Genomic DNA, 19951 nt, shown 5'->3' on the forward strand with positions numbered 1-19951 from the left:
AATGGTTAGAATGTAAGTTGCGCGCCTACCGTATATGAGCGGGTAAACGGATAGATATGTCTGTCGATACCGGAGTTGACGGGACTGCTGGTAGAGAATTCCGGGTCGATGCCGTCATATCCCGTAATGGTAAACAGGTTATCGCCGCTGATATAGAAACGGAGCTTTTCGATGTGCGCTTTCTTCAGCAAGGAAGCGGGCAGGGAATAACCTATCTGTGCCTGGCGCAGACGGACGAAGTTGCCGTTCTCCAGGAAGCGCTCGGATTCGCGGGAGTTACCGTTGGGGTCGTTATAGACGGCGCGCGGGATGTCCGTACCGGCATTGTTCGGAGTCCAGGCATCGGCTACGCTGCTTAACATATTGGTAGGGGCGCTCATTGACTGGTAGAAGTATTTGTTGCCGTTGTAAATCTTATGTCCCCACGCACTGCCCAGGCTCAATGAAAGGTCGAAGCCCTTATAAGCTGCGGAGAAGTTGAGGTTCGCTTCTACCTTGGGAATACCTGTACCGCAGTATTCCTTGTCTTCTTCGTCGATAGTGCCGTCGCCGTTCGAGTCTACGAAACGGATATCGCCGGCTTTGGCATTGGGCAGCAGGCGTTCGCCGTCTTTATTGACATATTCGGCAGCTTCCTGGTCGCTTTGGAAAATACCGTTTGTACGGTACAGGTAGAAACCGCTGATAGGCTTGCCTTCCTTGGCATAGGCAGGGACATGGTCGGTGTCGTACAGCAAGCCTGTGGCGGGCAGTGCCTGGCCTTTGTCGGCCAATTCTACCACTTCGTTCTTGGTAGTGGCAAAGTTGAAGCCTATGTTGTATTCAAAATCCTTTACCTTATCGCTCCAGTTCAGTTCCAGCTCCACACCCGTATTGCGTATCTTGCCTACGTTCAATATCGGATTCTCGTAACCTGCGGAGGGAGACAGGCGTTTGGTAATCAGGAGGTCTTCTGTCTGGTTGATATAGTAGTTGATGCTACCCGTCAGCTTGTTATTGAACATGCCGAGGTCGAAGCCGATGTTCTTCGTATCGGTAGTTTCCCATTTCAGGTCGTTTCTTTCGATATTCCAGGATGCGGAACCCGGCCAGGCGTTTCCACCTTGTACGTAGCCGCCTTCGTGACGGTTGTAAGAGGTTATGAGCGCTTGGAAGTCGTAGTATCCTAAAGCGTTCTCGTTACCCAGGCGTCCCCAACTGGCACGGAATTTCAGGTTGTTGAGGAAGATGTCTTTCGGGAAGAAAGCTTCTTCGCTGATTCTCCAACCCAGGGCTACGGACGGGAAACAACCCCAGCGGTTATTGGAACCGAACTTGGAAGAACCGTCGTAGCGCATGGTGGCCTGGACAAGATAGCGGTTGTTGTAATTGTAGTTGACACGACCGAAGAAAGAAGCGCGGTTGTACTTATAGTTATAGCCGTCGCCTGCAAACGTGCCGCCTACACCTGCGTTGATAGTGCTGAAACTCGGGTCGAGGAAGCCGGCGGGCTCTTCGCGGTTAGCCAGGTTACCGTTTTGGTCTACATAGTATTTGGTCGTTTTACCGGTTACGTTTACACCGTTTTCGGTATATTTGGTGGAAGTAATAGAAGAACCTGCCATTACATTCAGGCTGTGCTTGCCGAACTCTTTATTGAAAGTCAGTACATTATCTATAACCTGCTCTTCCCAATAGTAGGTGTCTTCCTGTTGGTAGGGGTAGTTGTAGGGATTTTGTCCGTTGGATATATAGTCGGGGTAGTGCAGGGCATAGCGGTAGTGTACGCCGCGGTAGGCGTAGCTGCTCTTGAAGTTGAGCCAGGGAGCCAGTTTTATACCTAAAGAGACGTTGGCTGTGGTATAGAACTTCTTGGTAGCCGCGTTGCGGAAAGTATGGTCTGCCATAACGTTGTTGTTGGCTGGCAGTTGGTGGGTGGATGCCAGGCCGAAACCGTATTTCTCCGTTTCGTCATAAACAGGAAGTAGCGGAGAAGAGGCATACATCTCTTTCAGGCTATATTGCGGCTGCTTGCTTTTGGTATAACGGAAGCCCAGGTTGGCATCGATGTCGAAAATGTATCTGCTCATGTGCATTTTCATGCGGGCGTTGTCCTGGCGATAGCTGTTGCCCAGGAAAATACCTTTGTCGTCCGCGTGGTTGTAGGATAGGGAATATTGGGCTGTTTCTCCGCCGCCGCGTACGCTGAACATGTAGTTCTGCGAAAGGCCGTTGCGCAACATCAAGTCTTGCCAGTCGGTGTCTACGCCCGTATTGGAAGTAACGTATGCGGGAATCGCTTCCGCATCGTCGGGGTACTGGGCGTTGTAGTTCTCGAACATGGTTTTAATGGTGCTCTTGTACTGTTCTGCATTGGTCATTTCCAGCTTATTGGCAACTTGTGTCACGCTTAGATAGGTGTTGAAGTCGATATGCGTTTCGCCTTTCTTTCCGTTCTTGGTCGTGATGATGATAACTCCGTTGGCGGCTACCGAACCGTAGATTGCGGCGGCGGCTCCGTCTTTCAGGACTTCCATGGACTGGATGTCTTGCGGATTGACGTTGTCGATGTCGCCGGGGAAGCCGTCGATGATGTAAAGGGGCTCGTTGCTGCCGAATGATTTCACACCGCGGATTTTTACGGAAACGCCGGCGCCGGCATTACCGCCCGCCTTCATGATGTTTACACCGGCAATCTTGCCTTGAAGGGCTTCTGCGGGGTTGGTTGTGGCGCGTCTGGTCAATTCTTCCGTATCCACCGAGGAAATGGCTCCGGTCATGTCGCTTTTCTTCATGGTTCCATAGCCGATAACGACTACTTCGTCCAGCATTTCGTTGTCTTCTTTTAAAACGACTTTCAGTGTCTTACGGCCGTTGAGCGGAATTTCCTGTGTCGTATAGCCTACATAGGAGATTACGATTGTCGCGTTGGGTGATACGGCCAGTGAGAAGTTGCCGTCGAGGTCGGTGATAAGGCCGTTGGTGGTTCCTTTTTCCAATACGCTGGCTCCGATGATTGTCTCGCCGGATGTATCGGTTACCGTACCCGTCAACTGGATGCTTTGTGCCCATGTACATACAGGTAGCATAAAAGCAAAGAAAAGAAGCAGTTGGATTGTTCTTTCTTTGAAAGCATTACTTTTACTCATTTGAATAAGTTTTTTAAGGTTAATATTTTTTTGTTTTTCACACCGCTAAATTAAACGATATTAATAAGGATTGCTAATAAAGCTTATCTACACACACCCTACAAATAGAGTGTTTTTACTCTTTTGTAATCTACACGGTTGTTTTTAAGTCGTTGATATATAGTGTTCTATTTGTGTGTTACTATCTACAGGATAGAATATCCTGCCGCGTAGTATATTTTAAGGATGCAGGAGGCGGGGAATATCCCACGGTTATGTAAAGCTCAATCCGTTAGACAGCCGTTATCTGTTCGTTAGACAGTTGTTTAACGAACGGGCAACAACTGTCTAACGAACAGATAACGGCTGTCTGACGAATTAAATGCGGTAAGCCGGGGCGGTAATGGATAGAGCCTTCCTTCTTATTATTCCTACGAAAAAGGATAATCTTATATATTCTGCAAGTAGTCCGTCAGCTCTTCTTCGGCAGATAGGTTCAGGGACTTGCGCAGGCGGTAGCGGTTCATGTTGACGCTCTTGGGGGTAGTGCCTGTCAGCATGGCTATTTCTTTGGTGGAGAGGTTGACTCTTAACAGGGTGGCGAGGTATTTCTCGCCTTGTGTCAGTTTAGGGTGCAGGGTAATGAGCTTTTGCAGGAATTCGTTGTTTTTGTCCTCGATATTGGTTAGTAGGGGCGTGTTGGCTTTATCTCCGTTTTGATATTGTTTGATAAACGAATTGATTTTCTTAAGGTGCGGAACGATTGCCTGGGAGTCTATTTTATATCCTTCTTTTATCATTTCGCGTATTTTGTCCAGCAGTTCATTACGGCTTTTCAGGAATACGGCAAAACTGGTAGCTTCCTGTTGGCTTGCTTGCAGGGCATTCTGCACGTTTTGCAGCTCCAGCTCCTGTTGGTGCAGTTTCAGCTCGGAAATCTTCTGTTCGGATAGTTGAAGCTGGTAGCAGGCTTCTACTAATTGGAGATTTTTTTTGCGTTTATACCATTTGTATAGAAAGATGCAGGAGGCTATGCCCAGGGTGAATATGCAGCTCAAAAGCCATAGGTTTCGTTTCAGGAGTTCTATCTTATAGGTTTGCTCCTGCATCTCGGTAGCATATTTTTGGTCTTGGTATCTTTTGTAGGAGATTTCCTGCTCGATGTTGCGCAGTTTGTTGCTGCTTTGGAGCTCCTTGCTCAAAGCGTACATCTGGTTCAGGTATTTGAAGGCTTGTTCATAGTTGCCAATAGCGGCGTATACCCAGGATGAGTATTCGTAATTGTCGCAAATCAGTTCGCGCGCACCGATGTTATGGGCGTATTCGTAGGCTTTTTGCAGGGCTTCCAAGGCTTCGGGGTATTGCTCTCCGAAGTAGTATTGCTTGCCCATATTGTTATAATTCTCGCCTAAAGACCATTGGGAATCCAGGTTTTTGTTGATAGTAATGGCTTCGTGTATGAGTTTCAGTTTTTCATCGGTATTCCCTTGATACAGGCATAGGTTGCTCAGGTTGGTGGCGATGCCTTTTAAGTTGCGTTGGGCGCGGTTTATTACTAACGCACGCTGAAAGAATCCTTCGGCAATCAGAAATTCGTTGAGGAGGTAATGCATCACGCCGCGTTCGTTATAACATTCGGCAATGGAGGTTGAGTCTCCCAGCACCTTGAAAATGGAGGTGGCTTTGTCATTTAGTTCAATCGCTTTGTTGTAGTCGCCCAATTTGCCGTATACGCGTCCCATGAGGGAGTAGAGTTGTGCATTCTGCGGTTTGTCCGAGGGCTTGATGTATTTCTCCGCATCGTATAGGTTCTTGATACTCATATCGAAGTTGCCCAATAGCTGTTCTGCCTGGCTTTGGAGCAACATGGCTTGTGCACGCAGCTCGTTGGGCTGGTTCTCCGGGAATAGGATTGCTGCCTGCTTTGCATAGTACGAAGCTTGCTTGGGAGTGCTGAAAAGTGTTTTCTGGGCTTGTTCAATCATTTTCTGCGCTTTTTCCAAGTCTTGCGCTTGTAGCAGGATGTTGGGCAAAAAGCAGGTAAGGAAAAAGATATAGTGATTTTTCATAAGGGTTCTTCTTTTTGCAAATTTAATTATTTTTGTTTAAACGCCTCGTTTACTTATGAAAAGATTTATCTTTGTGTGCTCTAATGTAGTGATGTATGCTGTTACCTTACTTATATGAAGATTTGATAGAAGCCGGTTGCGACGAGGCCGGGCGCGGTTGCCTTGCCGGTGCTGTGTATGCCGCCGCCGTTATCTTGCCTAAGGATTTTAAGAATGAGTTGCTCAACGATTCCAAGCAACTGAGCGAGAAGCAGCGGTATGCCCTGCGCGAAGTTATCGAGAGGGAGGCGTTGGCATGGGCGGTAGGCGTTGTCTCGCCGGAGGAAATCGACAGGATAAATATCCTGAATGCTTCTTTTCTCGCCATGCACCGTGCTATCGACCGGTTGGAGCTGTGTCCGCAGCATTTGCTTATCGACGGTAACCGTTTCAGGAAATACCGGGATATCCCGCATACCACCGTGGTGAAGGGCGACGGCAAGTATCTTTCCATTGCAGCGGCTTCCATTCTTGCCAAGACTTATCGGGATGATTATATGAACCGGCTGCACGAGGAATTTCCTTATTACGGCTGGAACCGTAATAAGGGGTATCCCACGAAGGAGCACCGCGCCGCTATCGCCGAACGGGGAACCACTCCTTATCATCGCATGACTTTCAATTTATTGGGGGACGGGCAACTGGAGCTGCCTTTCTCGTAGTTGCTGTTCTAACTTTCTCATAGCTGCTGTTCTAACGTATCCAGGCGTTTGCACAGTAGGTCGATAGTCCTGCTGTGGGCTTTGATAAGTTCCCGGAGGTCGCTGTAATGCTCTGCGTCGCTGTTGCTCCGGTTGTTGTCGGAATTTGGGCTCATACTTTTGTTGATGCGGTTGAATAAGTCCGAGGTAGACATATTCAGGATTTTTGCAATCTTATCCAATCGTGTCAGCGTCAAGTCCGTTTCTCCGTATTCTATCTTACAGTATGCGCTCGTAGACAGGTTTAACTTTTCGCTCATTTGCTCTTGGGTCAGGTTCCTTTCCAAGCGCAGCATCTGTAGTTGTTGTCCTACTCTTTTCTTAATTTGTGTTTCCATACTGATAATGATTTGGAGGGTATTCCTTGTTTATTGGACAAATGTAATAAATATAGTGGACATAACCAATGTTAAAACAAACTTATCTTTGTGAACAAAGAAAAACACTTATAAAAGCCCGGTTAATACGGTGAGAATTACCGCCGGGCGGTTGGAAAACTGATGAAAGAACGCCTTTGGTTTTGTATGGGTTCCGTTGTAGAAGAAAGTCTGTCGGAGAGAGATTTACATATAATTATAAACCGTGGAACAGCGATTATCGGTTCTGTTCCATATTAACACTTACAGGTTATGAAAAAGTATTTATTTATTTTATTGGGACTATTTGTTTTTAGTACTACTACTGTGTATGCCCAGGAATTAACGGAGAAAGAAAAGGCAAGACAAGAAAAAGAGGCGAAAAAACAGGAAAAGGAGAACGCCAAGAAGGAAGCCAAATTGAAGAAAGCCGCTAAGAAGGATGCCAAGATTGCCAATCTGCGTGTGGAGTATGAGGAGTTTCTGGCAGAATGGAAACCGATTGAGGCGAATATCGGCATTGCGGAAGTGGATACCTTCTTCATACACACCAACGAGTTGTTTGCCCTGCTGTGCCAGGTAGAGGAGAATACCGGTTTCATAGAAATGGTTCCGGAACCTTATTTCGACGAGGAAATGGGTGTGACCGATACGATTTGGAATGCCAAGAACAAGAAAACGAACGAGCCTATTGCCAAGAATGATGCTTTGAAGGTATATAGCATCGCCACGCTGAACCTTACGGAAGCTGCTGCCCGCGGGGTGTCTCTGACGGCCGAGAGCGTCTCTGCACTGACTTCCCTGACTTCGGACCCGTTGAAGGCGCTGACTATCGGGAAGAAGGTGAAGCAGGCTACGAAAGCCATTAAGATGTCGGTCAATGTGATTCCTCTGATTCAGCGCAACATTAAGGAGAATACGGAGAAACTGAAATATAAGAAGGCCAACGAAGGGCAGGAAGTCAAAGAGGAATAAGAGCATAAAGTGAAAGAGCATTATGAAGAAGATATTTTTATTGTTTGTAATGATTACTCTTGCTTTGGGCGCTTTTGCCCAGAGCAAGGGTAAGAATGCCATGACTTTGCGTCTTGTAGATATTAAAGTAACGGACGGTACTTTGGTGAATATCGCCAAGGAACAGGAGGCTAAAGGCAATACCAAGCCTATGGATATGATTCGCATTTATGAGGGCAACGTGCGCGCCAAGTTGGACGAAGTGGCAAAAGCCAGCGGACGTTTCGAAATATCCGACGAAAACACGTTGGACGCCCTTACGCAGGATGCGGAAGCCAGCCTGTTTATGAAGATGTCCAGGGCGGAGAAGATAGATTATGTCTCTTCCAAGCAGAACGATTATGCGCTTTCCTGCGATATCAACAGTTGCCAGTTTACCCGCAGGGCGGGAGGGGCAGGCTATTCCTGCGTGCTCCGGCTGAAGGTAAGCATCAGTGACGCGCGCGATTCTACCGCGGCTGCGCTTATCTCCCGCGAGTTTATCAGCGACATCAAGAAAACGGCTATCCGCCCTAACAGGGATGCCGCCTGCCAGGAGGCTTTGGCTACCCTGACGGAGCCTCTGACGGATTTCTTCCTGAATAATATTCCGGTATACGGGCTACTCAGTTATGAGGGCGACGAATATGTCATTACTTGCGGCGAGGACTTGAATATAAGGAAAGGCGACCAGTTTCAGGTTTCTTTGGTGAAGTACAACGGGGGTGAACGGCAAAGCGAAGTAGTAGGTGTGGTAAAGGTGCAGGACTTGCGTGCTTCTACCTCCGCCATTTCCTTTTCCGAGGGTAAGGACCGTATAATAGAATTGATTCCTACATTGGATGCCAACAGCTTTTTACAATGCAGGTTATTGCTTTTAAAATCTCGTTAGTATATGAAGAAGGTATTGATTTTTTCTTTTTTCTGTTCGTTGTTCTTTACGGCGTCTTTCGCCCAAAAGGTGAAACCCGTGAATTACGGCGGCTCGGTAAATTTAATGGAGGTGAAAGGACGCGGCGGAGATGCCGTGGTGGTGCTCCGTACGTTGGGGTACGGTAAGAACGATGCCCTGGCACAGGAAGATGCAGAGGTGCGGGTGATACGCGCTTTGCTGTATTCGGGCTTCTCCAAGGACTTTCCGGCTGTCATATCGATGACCGAATCGGAGGCGGAGGCGAAAAGCCAGGGCAAGTTGCTCGCTTTCTTTGAGAATAAGGAATACAAGGATTGCATCAGTTCGGTAAAGCCCATGGGAAAACTGGACAAGGTGAAGGGAGAGAAGGTGAAGAAGAAGCCGTTCGATATTACCGTAAACTATTATGTGCTGAAGAATAAGATAGCGGGTATGAACTTCGACTCGTTTGGTTTTTGAATCTTAGTATAATCGATTATGAAAAGATTGATATGTTTGTTGAGTATGTTTCTGCCTCTTTGCCTTTTTGCCCAGGGCGGCCAGGCGAGGCAGCCGAATGTAATGGTAGTTCCGTTTGTAGAGCCCGGCGAGGGAGAGAACGACCGGATAAAGGATGCGGTGCTGAACGATGAAGCCGTGCCGCTGGCGCTTTCCAAGATAAAGGAGCAGTTTAACCTGCGTAACTTCAAGACCGTCGATTTCCTGACGGAATTCCAGAGGGTGCAGAATCGCGCTTATGCGGCGTCGGCATTGAATGCCAAGTCCACCGGCTTGCAGGCTTATGTGGACGGGGCGCGGGCGGACATATATGTAACGGTGAAGATTACCAAAGAAGATTTTCCGGGAGGCGCTTCCAACGTTACCCTCCTTATGGAGGCGAAAGAGCGTGAAACCGGTTTCTCCCTGGCAAACGCCAGTATTGTAAGCGACCGTTTCCGTGCGTCCAAGAAGGAGCTGACGGAATATGCCCTCGAGGGAATTTCGGAGAATTTCTTTAACCAACTGAAGCTGGCCTTCCGCGATATGGTAGCCAACGGGCGGGAGGTGAATATAACCGTTAACGTCGATGAGAACTGCGACTTCGATATGGAGAACGATGCGGTAGGTACGAGGGACATGACGTTGAGCGACGAACTCGACGAATGGGTACTCGAAAACGCTTTCATGGGCAACGGCGAGGTACGTTCGGGCGGCAACGGGCTGAATGTGTATATGCGCGTGCCGGTATACGACCCCGATACCGGGAGGCCGCGTTCCATTAAGTCGGAAACCGGCAAGTTGAGAAGGTTCGCTTCGGGACTGCTGAAAGACAAGGGATACACGGTCAGCGAGAAAGCGGCTTCCGGGCAGTATATACAGCTTCTGATTCAAAATTCAAGGGAATAAACATCGGGTTGGATGTCCGGCGGGTATTTGGCAGATAGAATACATGGCCGGACATTCGCTTTTTAATAATTACGAATATGAAGAAATTCCTATTTCTATTGATAGCAGGCCTCTGCATCGTCCAGCTCCGGGGGCAGACGATTAACTTCTCCGTCCAGCCGCTGGACGGGGAGAACGGGCTGTCTGCCGCGGCGCAAGAGATGCTTCGGAACAAACTGAAACAGATTATCACCCGCAACAGTGCAGGCGCGTCGGACGACTATAATGTTTTCGTTATCGAACCGATAATAACGATTGTCGATGAGCAGTCTACCTCGGGGCTGATGCGCAATACGACCCTTGTCAAAGGAGAGTTGACGCTGGTTGCCAAGAACAAGGCAGACGGCAGCATGTACCATAGCGCCGTAGTCACCGTGTCCGGACAGGCGGCGGAGGGGGGCGACCCTTACAAGGCGATGATTTCCGGCATCCGTGCAACCGACCCGGTTTTTACCCGCTTCATCCGTGTAGCCCGGCAGAAGATTCAGGATTACTACGCCGCTAATTGCGCTACGATTTTACAGAAGGCGCAGGGGCTTTACAACCTGAAAAAATACCGGGAGGCGGTAAGCTATCTTTCTGCCGTATCGGAGAGCGTGCCTTGCTACGAGCAGGCTTCCGTGCTCCTGGCGGAACTGTCGCAGTATGTACCGGACGCACAGCCGGATACGGTAATCATACAGAAAGTGGTGGAGAAACCTGTCGAGGTGGAGAAAATAGTGGAAGTCGAAAAGATAGTCGAAAAGCCCGTGGTGGTCGAGAAGGTAGTAGAGAAGGTGGTAGAAAAGCCGGTAGTCGTGGAGAAGCCGGTGATTGTCGAAAAAGTGGTGGAGAAACCGGTTGCCCGGGAAACGCCTTCGGCGAATTGTGAAATCACTCTTTCCACGAACCGGTTACAGTTCAAGGTCTTGAAGTGTACGGGCAACGCCACCCAGCAACGCATTACGATTCTGGCGGAAATGACTAATGTCGATACCAACCGTAATACGGACGAATTCCTGAGGGTTACCTCGGCTTTTACGGACAGCGGTACGGAATGCAAGAATTTTGAGATTCAGAACGGCTCATGGATGAAGATGCCTCCCCGCGTAACGATACGGCGGGAGTTCTATGTGACGAAAGTTTTCGATAAGTTCCCCGGCTTCTCTTACGTAGAGCTGCTGGTGGCGGACACGAAAGTACATATTCGTAACCTGCCTGTTCAATGGCAATAAAAAGACAGTATTATGAAACGATTGATAGGGATGATTTTTACTGCCCTGCTGGTAACGGGTATTGCCGCCCAGACCAAGGTGGTGGAGAAAAGCGCGAAGAAAGTGCCGGAATGGCTGAATACGGCTACGGAAGGTTATCTGGTAGTATCGGTTAGGGCCAACTCGCTGGCGGAAGGGCAGACGAAAGCCCTGACCGAGATAACGGAACGTATCATCCAGTCGGTGGCAAGCAATGTAACGGTATCCAAGAAGAATGTCCTTTCGGAAGTCAACGTGAACGGAAGCATAGAGTCCTCGGATGCCTTTACCCAGGTTTCCAAGATAAAATCGGCCAATCTGCCTTTCCTCAAAGGGATTTCCCTCTCCAATGCCGAGGAAATCTATTGGGAGAAAGTGCGGGATAAGGCCACCGGGAAAGAGCATTACGACTATTCGGTGAAGTATCCCTTCTCGCGTTCGGAACAGCGGAAACTGATTGCCGAATTCGAAGCGCTGGATGCCGAAAAGGTAGCCCGGTACGAAGCCCTGGAACAGAAAATCAGCAGCATCGAGTCCGTAGACGAGATAGGGCAGGCCATAACGGAGCTGAACACCTTGTCCGGGTACTTCTTCGACGACGTGCGTCTGAGCCAGGTGGAAGGGCTGACCGCTCGTTACAAGCAGTTATACGACGCGCTTTCGCTGACGGGCACTTTCCTTGAAAACGGGAAATACCAGTGCCAGGTGCTGCTGGACGGCAATCCCGTAAGAGTTGCAACCAAGCCGAAAGTCACCTCCAACTGCGCCGGTCAAATCGGCGTCCGTCCTGCCGACGGGATGTTCGTCATCTCGTATGATGCGGAAGACTGCCTGCCGGAGGAGGAGAATTTCCTGAATATCTCATTGGTGGCGGGCGGAAAACGGTTGCAGCACAAAGCGTTCCTGAACGAAGCGGGAGTAGGGAACACGACCTTCTCGGTGGTTCCGGAAGGAAAACTGATACTGACGGCCGATTCCGTGGCCGGCAGGAAGATATTCAACATCAATATCCGCCTGACGCTGAACAACCGCGGCGGTACTCCCTTCGGGCTGAAAGCCCTGGAGCTCCATGTGCCGGAAATATCCGCCCCTATTATATTCGACGATATAGACGGAGTGTACAAAACGAAAGGCATCGTCCAGATTAAGGCGCTGGCAGAGGGCGAGTTCACTGCCGGAGAGAAAAAGAACTCTGCCTTTTCCTTCGTACAAGGGTCGGTAACATTCGTCAATCCGCAGACCGGCGCCGTGGAGCGTGCCCGGCTTTCTTTACCCTATATTACCAACTGGGAATAAATTATAAACTATTAAACAGAAATGATTATGAGAAGAAGTTTTGCTTTTTGGGCGCTTGTCTGCGCCGTATTGTTCGGGTGTACGGCAACCGTCGGGGCACAGTCCAAGGCTTTGAAGAAAGACGTCAAGAAGAGAGTGAAAGAACTGAGTAAGGAAGGCTGGAAACCGTTGGCAAGTTCTTCTACATTGGAATATGCGTTTACCAAGTACCGCACTTACCTGGAAGAAGACCCGGAGAACCGTATCGAGCTGGTAGGCATCGCTATCGGGAAGAATGTGAAGATAGGCAGGGAGAATGCCATAATGAACGGCATCACCAGTTATGCTTCCAGGGCAAAAGCACAGGTGGTCGGCAAGATGAAATCGCTGATATCTTCCGAGGCATCCTCTACTCCGGAGGAAGAAATCGACAAGTTCGGCGCTGCCTACGAATCGGGGGTCAATACGAAGATAGCCGGGCTTGTAAGGCAGCATCTCGTACTGGTGAAAGAGAACAGGGACGGCAGCAAGGAATTCAACGTCTATATGTCTATCGACGAGGCAAAAGCCCGGAAAGCCAGGGAAGAAGCCGCATTGGAGGCTAAAAAGCAGGCTGCTCTCGGCGCGTTGTCCCAGCAGGTGGAAGAATTTATCGGCGAGCCGGTGGAGGCGGACTGATTGGCACGGATATGAGTGGAGGTTGTGCCTCGGGCGGAATATGCCCGGGTGCAACCTTTTCCGGTTATTAAAAAGCATGCGACCATGAAGAAAACAGCATTTCTTATTGCAGGACTTTTCCTGTCTCTCACGGGCACAGCCCAGGAAAGCAAAGGCGGTATATCCGGCTTTATGAAGGAGGAGATAGCGGATTTCGATAAATTTATGGATGATGCCGACAGGGACTTCATCGACTTCATGCGCGAGCCCTGGAAGAAGTTCGAAGCCGAGAAACCTGTTGTGAAGCGGGTGAAGCCCGAACCGGTGAAACCGGTTGTCTACGACACTGAAGCAGCTCCGAAGGATGAAAAGCCGGTATGCCTGACAATCGGGGAAATCCTCGACATGACTACTTCCGAAGGGAAGCAGCGGCCGGTGATACAACTCGGCGAAGTCGATAAAATCATCTTCGACAAGCCGGAACTGATAGTACGGAAAAAGAAAGACCCGAAAGTCATTATTATCGAAGAGACGGTTGCCGGCAAACCGGCGGTACAGCCGGAAAAGAAGCCGGTGGTAGAGCCCGCCGTGCCGGAGCCGGCAGTGGAAACAGTACCGGTTGCCGTACCTGCCCCGGTTCCGGCAGCGGAACGGGAAGTTCCCGCTGGGACATCTCCCTTATATACGGGCGGAGAAGGCCGCAGCAAAATAACCTATGCCGGGCGGGCATTCTATGTGAGCAATGCCCTGGAGCGCAAATGCCGGTTGTCCAGGCTCGACGAAAACGCTGTGGCGGATGCTTACGAAACCCTGTGTAGCGCCGATTACAGCCCGTTGCTGGCCGATTGCGCACAAATCAGGAAAGATTTGCGGCTGAACGATTGGGGCGTCTTTACGCTGGTGAGGCAGATTGCCGGCGCTTATTGCGGCACGGCCGACGAAAGCATCGTCATGCAACAGTTCTTGCTGAATGAAATGGGGTATAAGGCACGTGTGGCAAGAAAATCCACCGGAGATAAAATGATGCTGTTTGTGGCTACGGACTGCCGCATCTATGCGCGGCCTTATATAACCTTGGACGGGCAGGAATATTATAACCTCAGCGGAGACAATGAGCAGTGCCAGTTCTATATGTGCCGCAAAGATTCCCCCAAGGCAAAGAACAGAATAGGAATGAAGCTGGAAGAAGCCCCGAAGTTTCCAGGCGCTGCGGTAAGCTCCACGCATCAGGCGCAAGGCAGCACCGCCAGGGTTACGGTGGAAGTGCCGGAAGCCCTGATGAATTTCTATAAGGAGTATCCCCAATGCGATTACAGCGTGTATTTCAATGCCCCGGTCAATAGCGGGGTGGAAAGCCGGCTTATCTCCTCCTTGTCGCCTTTGCTCCGGGGCAAGAGCGAGGCCGATGCAGCGAATATCCTCATAAATTTCGTGCAGACCGCCTTCCAGTATCAGACGGACGACCGGCAGTTCGGATACGAGAAACCCTTCTTCGTCGAGGAGCTGTTCTACTATCCCTATTCCGATTGCGAAGACCGTGCCATACTGTTCTCCTACCTGGTGAGGAAGCTGCTGGGGCTCGACGTCGTATTGCTGGACTATCCGGAACATATAGCCACGGCAGTCCGTTTCAACGGAGATGTCGGCGGAGATTACCTCATGGTGAACGGCCGGAAATATACGGTGTGCGACCCTACCTATATCGGAGCCTCTATTGGCATGACGATGCCGAAGTTCAAGACCGTAGCGGCGAAAGTGCTGAAATACTGAGAGCGGCAGGTAGTTGAAAAGACCGCCGGCAGTCGAGCTTACGCCCGTTGGGGACATCGTAAGCCCGACTGCCGGCAGTCTTTTTTTAATTTTCTCCTTTTAGAACCACCTGATTTTCCTGAACCAGATAAAGGTCATTGCCGACAATGCGGCAGACAGTATGATGATGAATATGAACGCGTGCGGAAAGCTTTCCAGGTGTATATCCACATTCATGCCGTAGAAGCTGGCTATCAGTGTAGGTATCATCAGCGTAATGGAAAGGCTCGTCATGCGTTTCATGATAGCATTCACGTTATTGGATATGATAGAGGCGAAAGCGTCCATTGTCCCCGTGAGGATGTCGCTGTAAATATTCACCGTGTTGTACGCCTGCTTCAATTCGATAATTACATCCTCCAGAAGCTCCAGGTCTAAGTAATCCGTATCCTGGAAGATGTTTTTCAGCCTTCCTATCATCACCTCGTTGCCACGAATGGATGTGTTGAAGTAAACCAGCGTCTTTTGCAGCTTCATCAACTGTAACAGGTCTTCGTTGCGGATACTCTTTTCCAGCTCCTTTTCGGCGGTAGCTACATCGTTGTTGATTTGTTTCAGGTATTTCAGGAACCATACGGCCGAGGAGTATATGATTCGTAAAATCAGCGTCAGCTTGTTATTTACGACGATACCCTTGCGGCGCGTGTGCTGTATGAAGTCCGGTATCAGCTCGGTATGATGATAACATACGGACACAATGATGTCGTTGTTCGTGATGATGCCGATAGGCACTGTGATGAAGGGGATACCGTGCTGGCTGCTCTGCATCGGGATGCGCAGAATTGTCAGCAGCCAGTTACCCTCCGTCTCCGTACGCGGACGCTCGTCCGTATCGGCTATGTCTTCGAGAAATGATTCGGGAACTTTCAGCTCTTGGGTGAGGAATTGGAAATCGCTGTCGTCCGGGCATTCCACGTTTACCCAGCAGTTAGGTTTCCACTCGGCTTTTTCTACGAAGCCGTTTTCGCTGTAGAGATACTTTCTCATTGTTTTGCCTCCTTTCTTTAGTCCGAACAGAGGCATTGCGACCAACGTCTCCGCTCGCTTTAATTGTAAACACTATTGCACGTTCGTGGGTTTGAATCGTCCATAATTTCAGTTGATTTTATTTAAAAGCCGTGCAAAAGTATGAAAATCGGCTCTGACTTCATGCGTTTACGCGGCTTTTTTAGGATTTCTTGTTATTTGCGGGAAGCGACTTCTTCGGGCAAACGTTATTTTTACTTCTTGAAGTGGCATAGTTTGGCTGCTATTTTGTACCTTTGCAACCGGAAAAAGGAAGCTGTGCCAAAACTGAAAAAACGCTTATAATTTCTTGTTTAGGCACGGATTGCACGGATTTGTCATCTATACTATATATAGCATAGCCTTTAATCTGCGAAGCCCGTGTAATCCGTGCCTAAACAAGAAATCGGCAAGCATGTTTTATACACCCTCTTTCTTCCGTGAAAAAGAGATTTGTACAATTAAAACAATGATAATTATGAGCAAGAAAGCCCTTTTAATGATTCTTGACGGCTGGGGTATCGGCAGTCAAGGTAAAGACGATGTGATTTTCAATACGCCTACTCCCTACTGGGACAGCCTGCTGGCTACCTATCCGCACTCCGAGTTACAGGCAAGCGGCGAGAATGTAGGTTTGCCCGACGGACAAATGGGCAACTCGGAAGTAGGCCACCTCAATATCGGTGCAGGACGTATCGTATATCAGGACTTGGTAAAGATTAACCGTGCCTGTGCCGACGGCAGTATCCTGAAAAACAAGGAAATCGTTTCCGCTTTCTCCTATGCCAAAGAGCACGGCAAGAACATCCACTTCATGGGGCTAACCAGCAATGGCGGTGTACACAGCTCCTTCGACCATTTGTTCAAGCTTTGCGACATCTCGAAGGAATACGGCATCGAGAACACCTTTATCCACTGCTTCATGGACGGCCGCGATACCGACCCGAAAAGCGGCAAGGGCTTCATCGAACAACTGACGGCGCACTGCGAAAAGTCCGCCGGTAAGATTGCCTCTATCGTAGGCCGTTTCTACGCTATGGACCGCGACAAGCGCTGGGAACGTGTGAAGGTGGCTTACGACCTGCTGGTAAACGGCGAAGGAAAAGCAGCATCCGATATGGTTCAGGCTATGCAGGAATCTTATGATGAAGGCGTAACCGATGAGTTCATCAAGCCGATTGTAAACGCCGGTTTCGACGGTACTATCAAGGAAGGCGATGTGGTAATCTTCTTCAACTACCGCAACGACCGCGCTAAAGAGCTTACTATCGTCCTCACCCAGCAGGATATGCCGGAACAGGGAATGCACACTATTCCGGGCTTGCAGTACTATTGCATGACCCCGTACGACGCTTCTTTCAAGGGTGTCCATATCCTTTTCGACAAAGAGAACGTACAGAATACGCTGGGCGAATACCTGGCAGCCAACGGCAAGACCCAGCTCCATATCGCCGAGACGGAGAAATACGCCCACGTAACATTCTTCTTCAACGGCGGCCGTGAAACCCCGTACGATGCCGAGGAGCGCATTCTCGTTCCGTCTCCGAAGGTTGCCACGTACGACCTGAAGCCGGAAATGAGCGCTTATGAGGTGAAGGACAAGCTGGTCGAGGCTATCAATACCAAGAAGTTCGATTTCATCGTCGTAAACTATGCCAACGGCGATATGGTAGGCCACACCGGTGTTTATGAAGCCATTGAGAAAGCGGTGAAAGCTATCGACGAATGTGTAAGGGATACGGTAGAAGCTGCCAAGGCAAACGATTACGAGGTAATCATCATCGCCGACCACGGCAACGCCGACCACGCCCTGAACGAGGACGGTACGCCGAATACGGCTCACTCCCTGAATCCGGTTCCGTTCGTTTATGTAACGGCCAACAAGGATGCCAAAGTAGAAAACGGCGTATTGGCGGATGTGGCTCCTTCTATCCTTCACATTTTAGGAATGAAACAGCCTGCTGAAATGACAGGAAATGATTTGATAAAATAAGTCTTATTATTACATATTAAAAGGCATGGATTCTATCAATCCATGCCTTTTTTGTATTTTTGCAGGCTCAAAAGAAGAATATTTATGATTCAGATAGGTGATACAGTAGTCAGCCTCGATGTGCTGCGTGAGAAGTTCCTTTGTAATTTGGATGCCTGTAAAGGCGCGTGTTGCATAGAGGGCGATGCCGGTGCACCGGTCGAACTGGATGAAATAGCTAAGCTGGAAGAGGTGCTTCCTGTTATTTGGGAAGAGCTTGCTCCCGAGGCACGTGCTATAATAGAGAAGCAGGGAGTAGTCTATACCGATGAGGAAGGAGACCTGGTTACCTCTATCGTCGATAACAAGGATTGTGTATTTACTTGTTACGACGACAAAGGTTGTTGTTATTGTGCCATAGAAAAGGCGTATAGAGCGGGAAAAACGGATTTCTATAAACCCGTATCCTGTCATCTTTATCCGATAAGGGTGGGCAATTATGGAGTTTATAAAGCAGTGAACTACAATCGTTGGGATGTTTGCAAAGCAGCCGTACTATTGGGGCAGAAAGAAAACCTCCCTGTCTATAAGTTTCTGAAAGAACCGCTGCTCCGCAAGTTCGGTAAAGACTGGTATGCCGAGTTAGAGTTGGTAGTAGAAGAGATGAAGAAGCAGCATATGTTATGATATACCGTCCGGTTTCTAATATATGCTTGACTTCTAATATACGTTCGGTTTCTAATATATACCTGGCTTCTAATATACGCTCGGTTTCTAATATATGTCTGGCTTCTAATATACGTCCGACTTTCAATACATCCTCCTGCTTCTAAATACATCTTCCGTTTTCTAATCTGAACGCGGCGCAGCTTCAATATACATATCTTGCAGGTTAACGGTGATACGTGCAAATTTCTCCAATACATCTACACCGATTACTCCGTCTTCTTCCGGGGAGGTAAAAGAAGAACTGATTACTGGTTGCCCCGTATGCAGGTCGATGCCTGTACCTACTTGGATAGAGTCGAGTAATGTTTGCCCTTTGCCTATTTGAAAATCCAATCCTTTCATTAAGTAACTCTGCTGTTGAATTACACCGCCTACGCCTCCTATGCGCAGGCTGTCTTGTATCCCTGCCGATTGTACTGACTCTTTGTGATTATTATACCACCGCGGGTTCAATATGCTTATTGAAGAGCCGGTATCCAAATGAAAAAAGAGCGATTCTCCTTGTTTATTGCGAGCTTCGACCCTTAATCCTTCACCGTCTTTTCGTATCAAGTTAGGATAGATAAGCGGGTTCGGAGTAAGATTGGCAGGAATGGTCAATGTATGATTTATAAAGTCCAACTGCATCTCTTTCATTTGCAGCATGACTGGTAGCCCGATGACTGGTGCCAATCCTTTAGCCATGATTTTATCGGCTTCTGCATGCCCGGTGGTTATGTCTACAATTAAAAAGGGCACATTTTGCCACATAGTTCCACCTATCTGTAAAGTGTCGGCAATGGCTACTTGTCCTTGTTGGATGCCTGTTCCTGACATATCGATAAAAAAATCGAGTTTGCGGAGCTTACATTCATTTGCATCCTTGCTCGAAATAATGTTCATGCCTGCTCCGGTATCGAAGATAAGCCGTTTGGGTGTTTGGTTCAGATGTCCGTCCATTGTTATGAAACCACCCCCTTCGCCGTGGAGTTTGCTGTCCATAAAGAATGGGATAATATATTCTCCGGCAGGATGTAATGGGCGGCAAATGTTGCCTACGTTGGCATACATCATATAGGCGTCAGCTATCTTTTGAAAAGGGCTGCTGTCGGCTTGTTGCGCTTCCAGTTGGCGGGCAAGGCTTTGTACCAGTTCGGCTGCTTCCTTGTACATCCCTTGACGTGCCAGGTTTACTCCTAAAAGGTAAGCCATATTCAATGCATTGTCTGCACCTATCTCTTGTTGATGATGTTCCAATAAGAAGAATATGGATTGGCAGGCTGCTTCGGGCTGATTAAAATAATGTTTAACCATTGCTGTGGCTAACGTCTGTAACATGGGTGATAGAGAATCAGGCGGTGTCGCTTGCAATTCGCGTTGTAAATCGAACCACTGTTTTTCATTGATTAATGTTCCGATACGTTCACCTGTATTTTGGGCTGGGGCAAATTGGGAGATTAATAGAAGAAATCCTACAATTAGTTTTTTCATGAGTTCGATATTTAAGATTATTCGTGCAATTTAGCTATTTCCGTCGAAAGCGGGAAGGCTTTAGCCTTATTTAGTCTCGGCAGGCAGTGAAAACGAAGGAAAACGAGGTAAACCGAAAGAAACCGAAGGGAACCGAAAGAAAAACCCCGGTCGGCAGTATCCTGCCCGTCCGGGGTTTCTTCGTTGTAAGATGTGAGGT

The 19951-nt window shown here is 48.7% G+C and carries 17 protein-coding genes; 12 read left to right on the forward strand and 5 right to left on the reverse strand.

Annotated features, from left to right (window positions below; translation table 11 throughout):
• Nucleotides 1–5 precede the first annotated feature (5 nt).
• Both C233_RS0106730 and C233_RS0106735 read right to left on the reverse strand, forming a co-directional pair.
• Nucleotides 6–3128: a SusC/RagA family TonB-linked outer membrane protein gene (locus C233_RS0106730; RefSeq protein WP_018666830.1), complete on the reverse strand. Its 3123-nt coding sequence runs from the start codon at nt 3126–3128 to the stop codon at nt 6–8.
• A 428-nt stretch (nt 3129–3556) separates the two neighbouring features.
• Complete coding sequence (locus tag C233_RS0106735) at nt 3557–5176, reverse strand: tetratricopeptide repeat protein (protein ID WP_018666831.1); 1620 nt, start codon at nt 5174–5176, stop codon at nt 3557–3559.
• Nucleotides 5177–5271: 95 nt separating this feature from the next.
• Between C233_RS0106735 and C233_RS0106740 the strand changes: the two genes are divergently transcribed.
• Nucleotides 5272–5877, forward strand: coding sequence for a ribonuclease HII (locus C233_RS0106740; protein WP_018666832.1), 606 nt, complete (start codon nt 5272–5274; stop codon nt 5875–5877).
• A gap of 17 nt (nt 5878–5894) precedes the next feature.
• On the opposite strand, the gene C233_RS0106745 is transcribed toward C233_RS0106740, so the two are convergent.
• Entirely contained in the window at nt 5895–6254 is a 360-nt protein-coding gene (locus tag C233_RS0106745; RefSeq protein ID WP_025068558.1) for a helix-turn-helix domain-containing protein, read from the reverse strand.
• A gap of 291 nt (nt 6255–6545) precedes the next feature.
• Here C233_RS0106745 and C233_RS0106750 point away from each other — a divergent pair, with 291 nt between their 5' ends.
• The 8 genes from C233_RS0106750 to C233_RS0106785 all read left to right on the forward strand — a co-directional run bounded on the left by C233_RS0106750 (nt 6546) and on the right by C233_RS0106785 (nt 14537).
• The gene (locus C233_RS0106750) at nt 6546–7247 is read left to right on the forward strand and encodes a hypothetical protein (RefSeq protein WP_025068559.1); all 702 of its coding nucleotides are present in this window, start codon (nt 6546–6548) and stop codon (nt 7245–7247) included.
• Nucleotides 7248–7269: 22 nt separating this feature from the next.
• Nucleotides 7270–8157 carry a hypothetical protein gene (locus C233_RS0106755; RefSeq protein ID WP_018666835.1) on the forward strand — a complete coding sequence of 296 codons (888 nt, stop codon included), beginning with the start codon at nt 7270–7272 and terminating at the stop codon, nt 8155–8157.
• A 3-nt stretch (nt 8158–8160) separates the two neighbouring features.
• Nucleotides 8161–8637, forward strand: coding sequence for a hypothetical protein (locus C233_RS0106760; protein ID WP_018666836.1), 477 nt, complete (start codon nt 8161–8163; stop codon nt 8635–8637).
• An 18-nt stretch (nt 8638–8655) separates the two neighbouring features.
• Nucleotides 8656–9564 carry a DUF6175 family protein gene (locus C233_RS0106765; protein ID WP_026314762.1) on the forward strand — a complete coding sequence of 303 codons (909 nt, stop codon included), beginning with the start codon at nt 8656–8658 and terminating at the stop codon, nt 9562–9564.
• 77 nt (nt 9565–9641) lie between these two features.
• Nucleotides 9642–10817 carry a hypothetical protein gene (locus tag C233_RS0106770; protein WP_025068561.1) on the forward strand — a complete coding sequence of 392 codons (1176 nt, stop codon included), beginning with the start codon at nt 9642–9644 and terminating at the stop codon, nt 10815–10817.
• Nucleotides 10818–10829: 12 nt separating this feature from the next.
• Nucleotides 10830–12131, forward strand: a complete 1302-nt coding sequence (locus C233_RS0106775) for a hypothetical protein (RefSeq protein WP_025068562.1) — start codon at nt 10830–10832, stop codon at nt 12129–12131.
• Nucleotides 12132–12158: 27 nt separating this feature from the next.
• A complete protein-coding gene (locus C233_RS0106780) occupies nt 12159–12788 on the forward strand; it encodes a hypothetical protein (RefSeq protein ID WP_018666840.1) in 630 nt (209 codons plus the stop codon).
• A gap of 84 nt (nt 12789–12872) precedes the next feature.
• The gene (locus C233_RS0106785) at nt 12873–14537 is read left to right on the forward strand and encodes a hypothetical protein (protein ID WP_026314763.1); all 1665 of its coding nucleotides are present in this window, start codon (nt 12873–12875) and stop codon (nt 14535–14537) included.
• 99 nt (nt 14538–14636) lie between these two features.
• On the opposite strand, the gene C233_RS0106790 is transcribed toward C233_RS0106785, so the two are convergent.
• The gene (locus tag C233_RS0106790; RefSeq protein ID WP_018666842.1) at nt 14637–15563 is read right to left on the reverse strand and encodes a magnesium transporter CorA family protein; all 927 of its coding nucleotides are present in this window, start codon (nt 15561–15563) and stop codon (nt 14637–14639) included.
• A 141-nt stretch (nt 15564–15704) separates the two neighbouring features.
• Here C233_RS0106790 and C233_RS24430 point away from each other — a divergent pair, with 141 nt between their 5' ends.
• The 3 genes from C233_RS24430 (at nt 15705) to C233_RS0106805 (ending at nt 18240) form a co-directional block, all read left to right on the forward strand.
• On the forward strand, nt 15705–15887 hold the full coding sequence (locus C233_RS24430; protein ID WP_025068564.1) for a hypothetical protein: 183 nt from the start codon (nt 15705–15707) through the stop codon (nt 15885–15887).
• 172 nt (nt 15888–16059) lie between these two features.
• Nucleotides 16060–17574: a 2,3-bisphosphoglycerate-independent phosphoglycerate mutase gene (gene gpmI, locus C233_RS0106800; RefSeq protein WP_025068565.1), complete on the forward strand. Its 1515-nt coding sequence runs from the start codon at nt 16060–16062 to the stop codon at nt 17572–17574.
• A gap of 84 nt (nt 17575–17658) precedes the next feature.
• The gene (locus C233_RS0106805; protein WP_018666844.1) at nt 17659–18240 is read left to right on the forward strand and encodes a DUF3109 family protein; all 582 of its coding nucleotides are present in this window, start codon (nt 17659–17661) and stop codon (nt 18238–18240) included.
• A 162-nt stretch (nt 18241–18402) separates the two neighbouring features.
• Here the strand turns inward: C233_RS0106805 and C233_RS0106810 are convergent, their stop codons facing one another.
• The gene (locus C233_RS0106810; protein WP_018666845.1) at nt 18403–19752 is read right to left on the reverse strand and encodes a retropepsin-like aspartic protease; all 1350 of its coding nucleotides are present in this window, start codon (nt 19750–19752) and stop codon (nt 18403–18405) included.
• Nucleotides 19753–19951: the final 199 nt, after the last annotated feature.

Origin of the sequence: Bacteroides gallinarum DSM 18171 = JCM 13658 (genome assembly GCF_000374365.1) — a bacterium.
GTDB classification, from domain to species: Bacteria; Bacteroidota; Bacteroidia; order Bacteroidales; family Bacteroidaceae; genus Bacteroides; species Bacteroides gallinarum.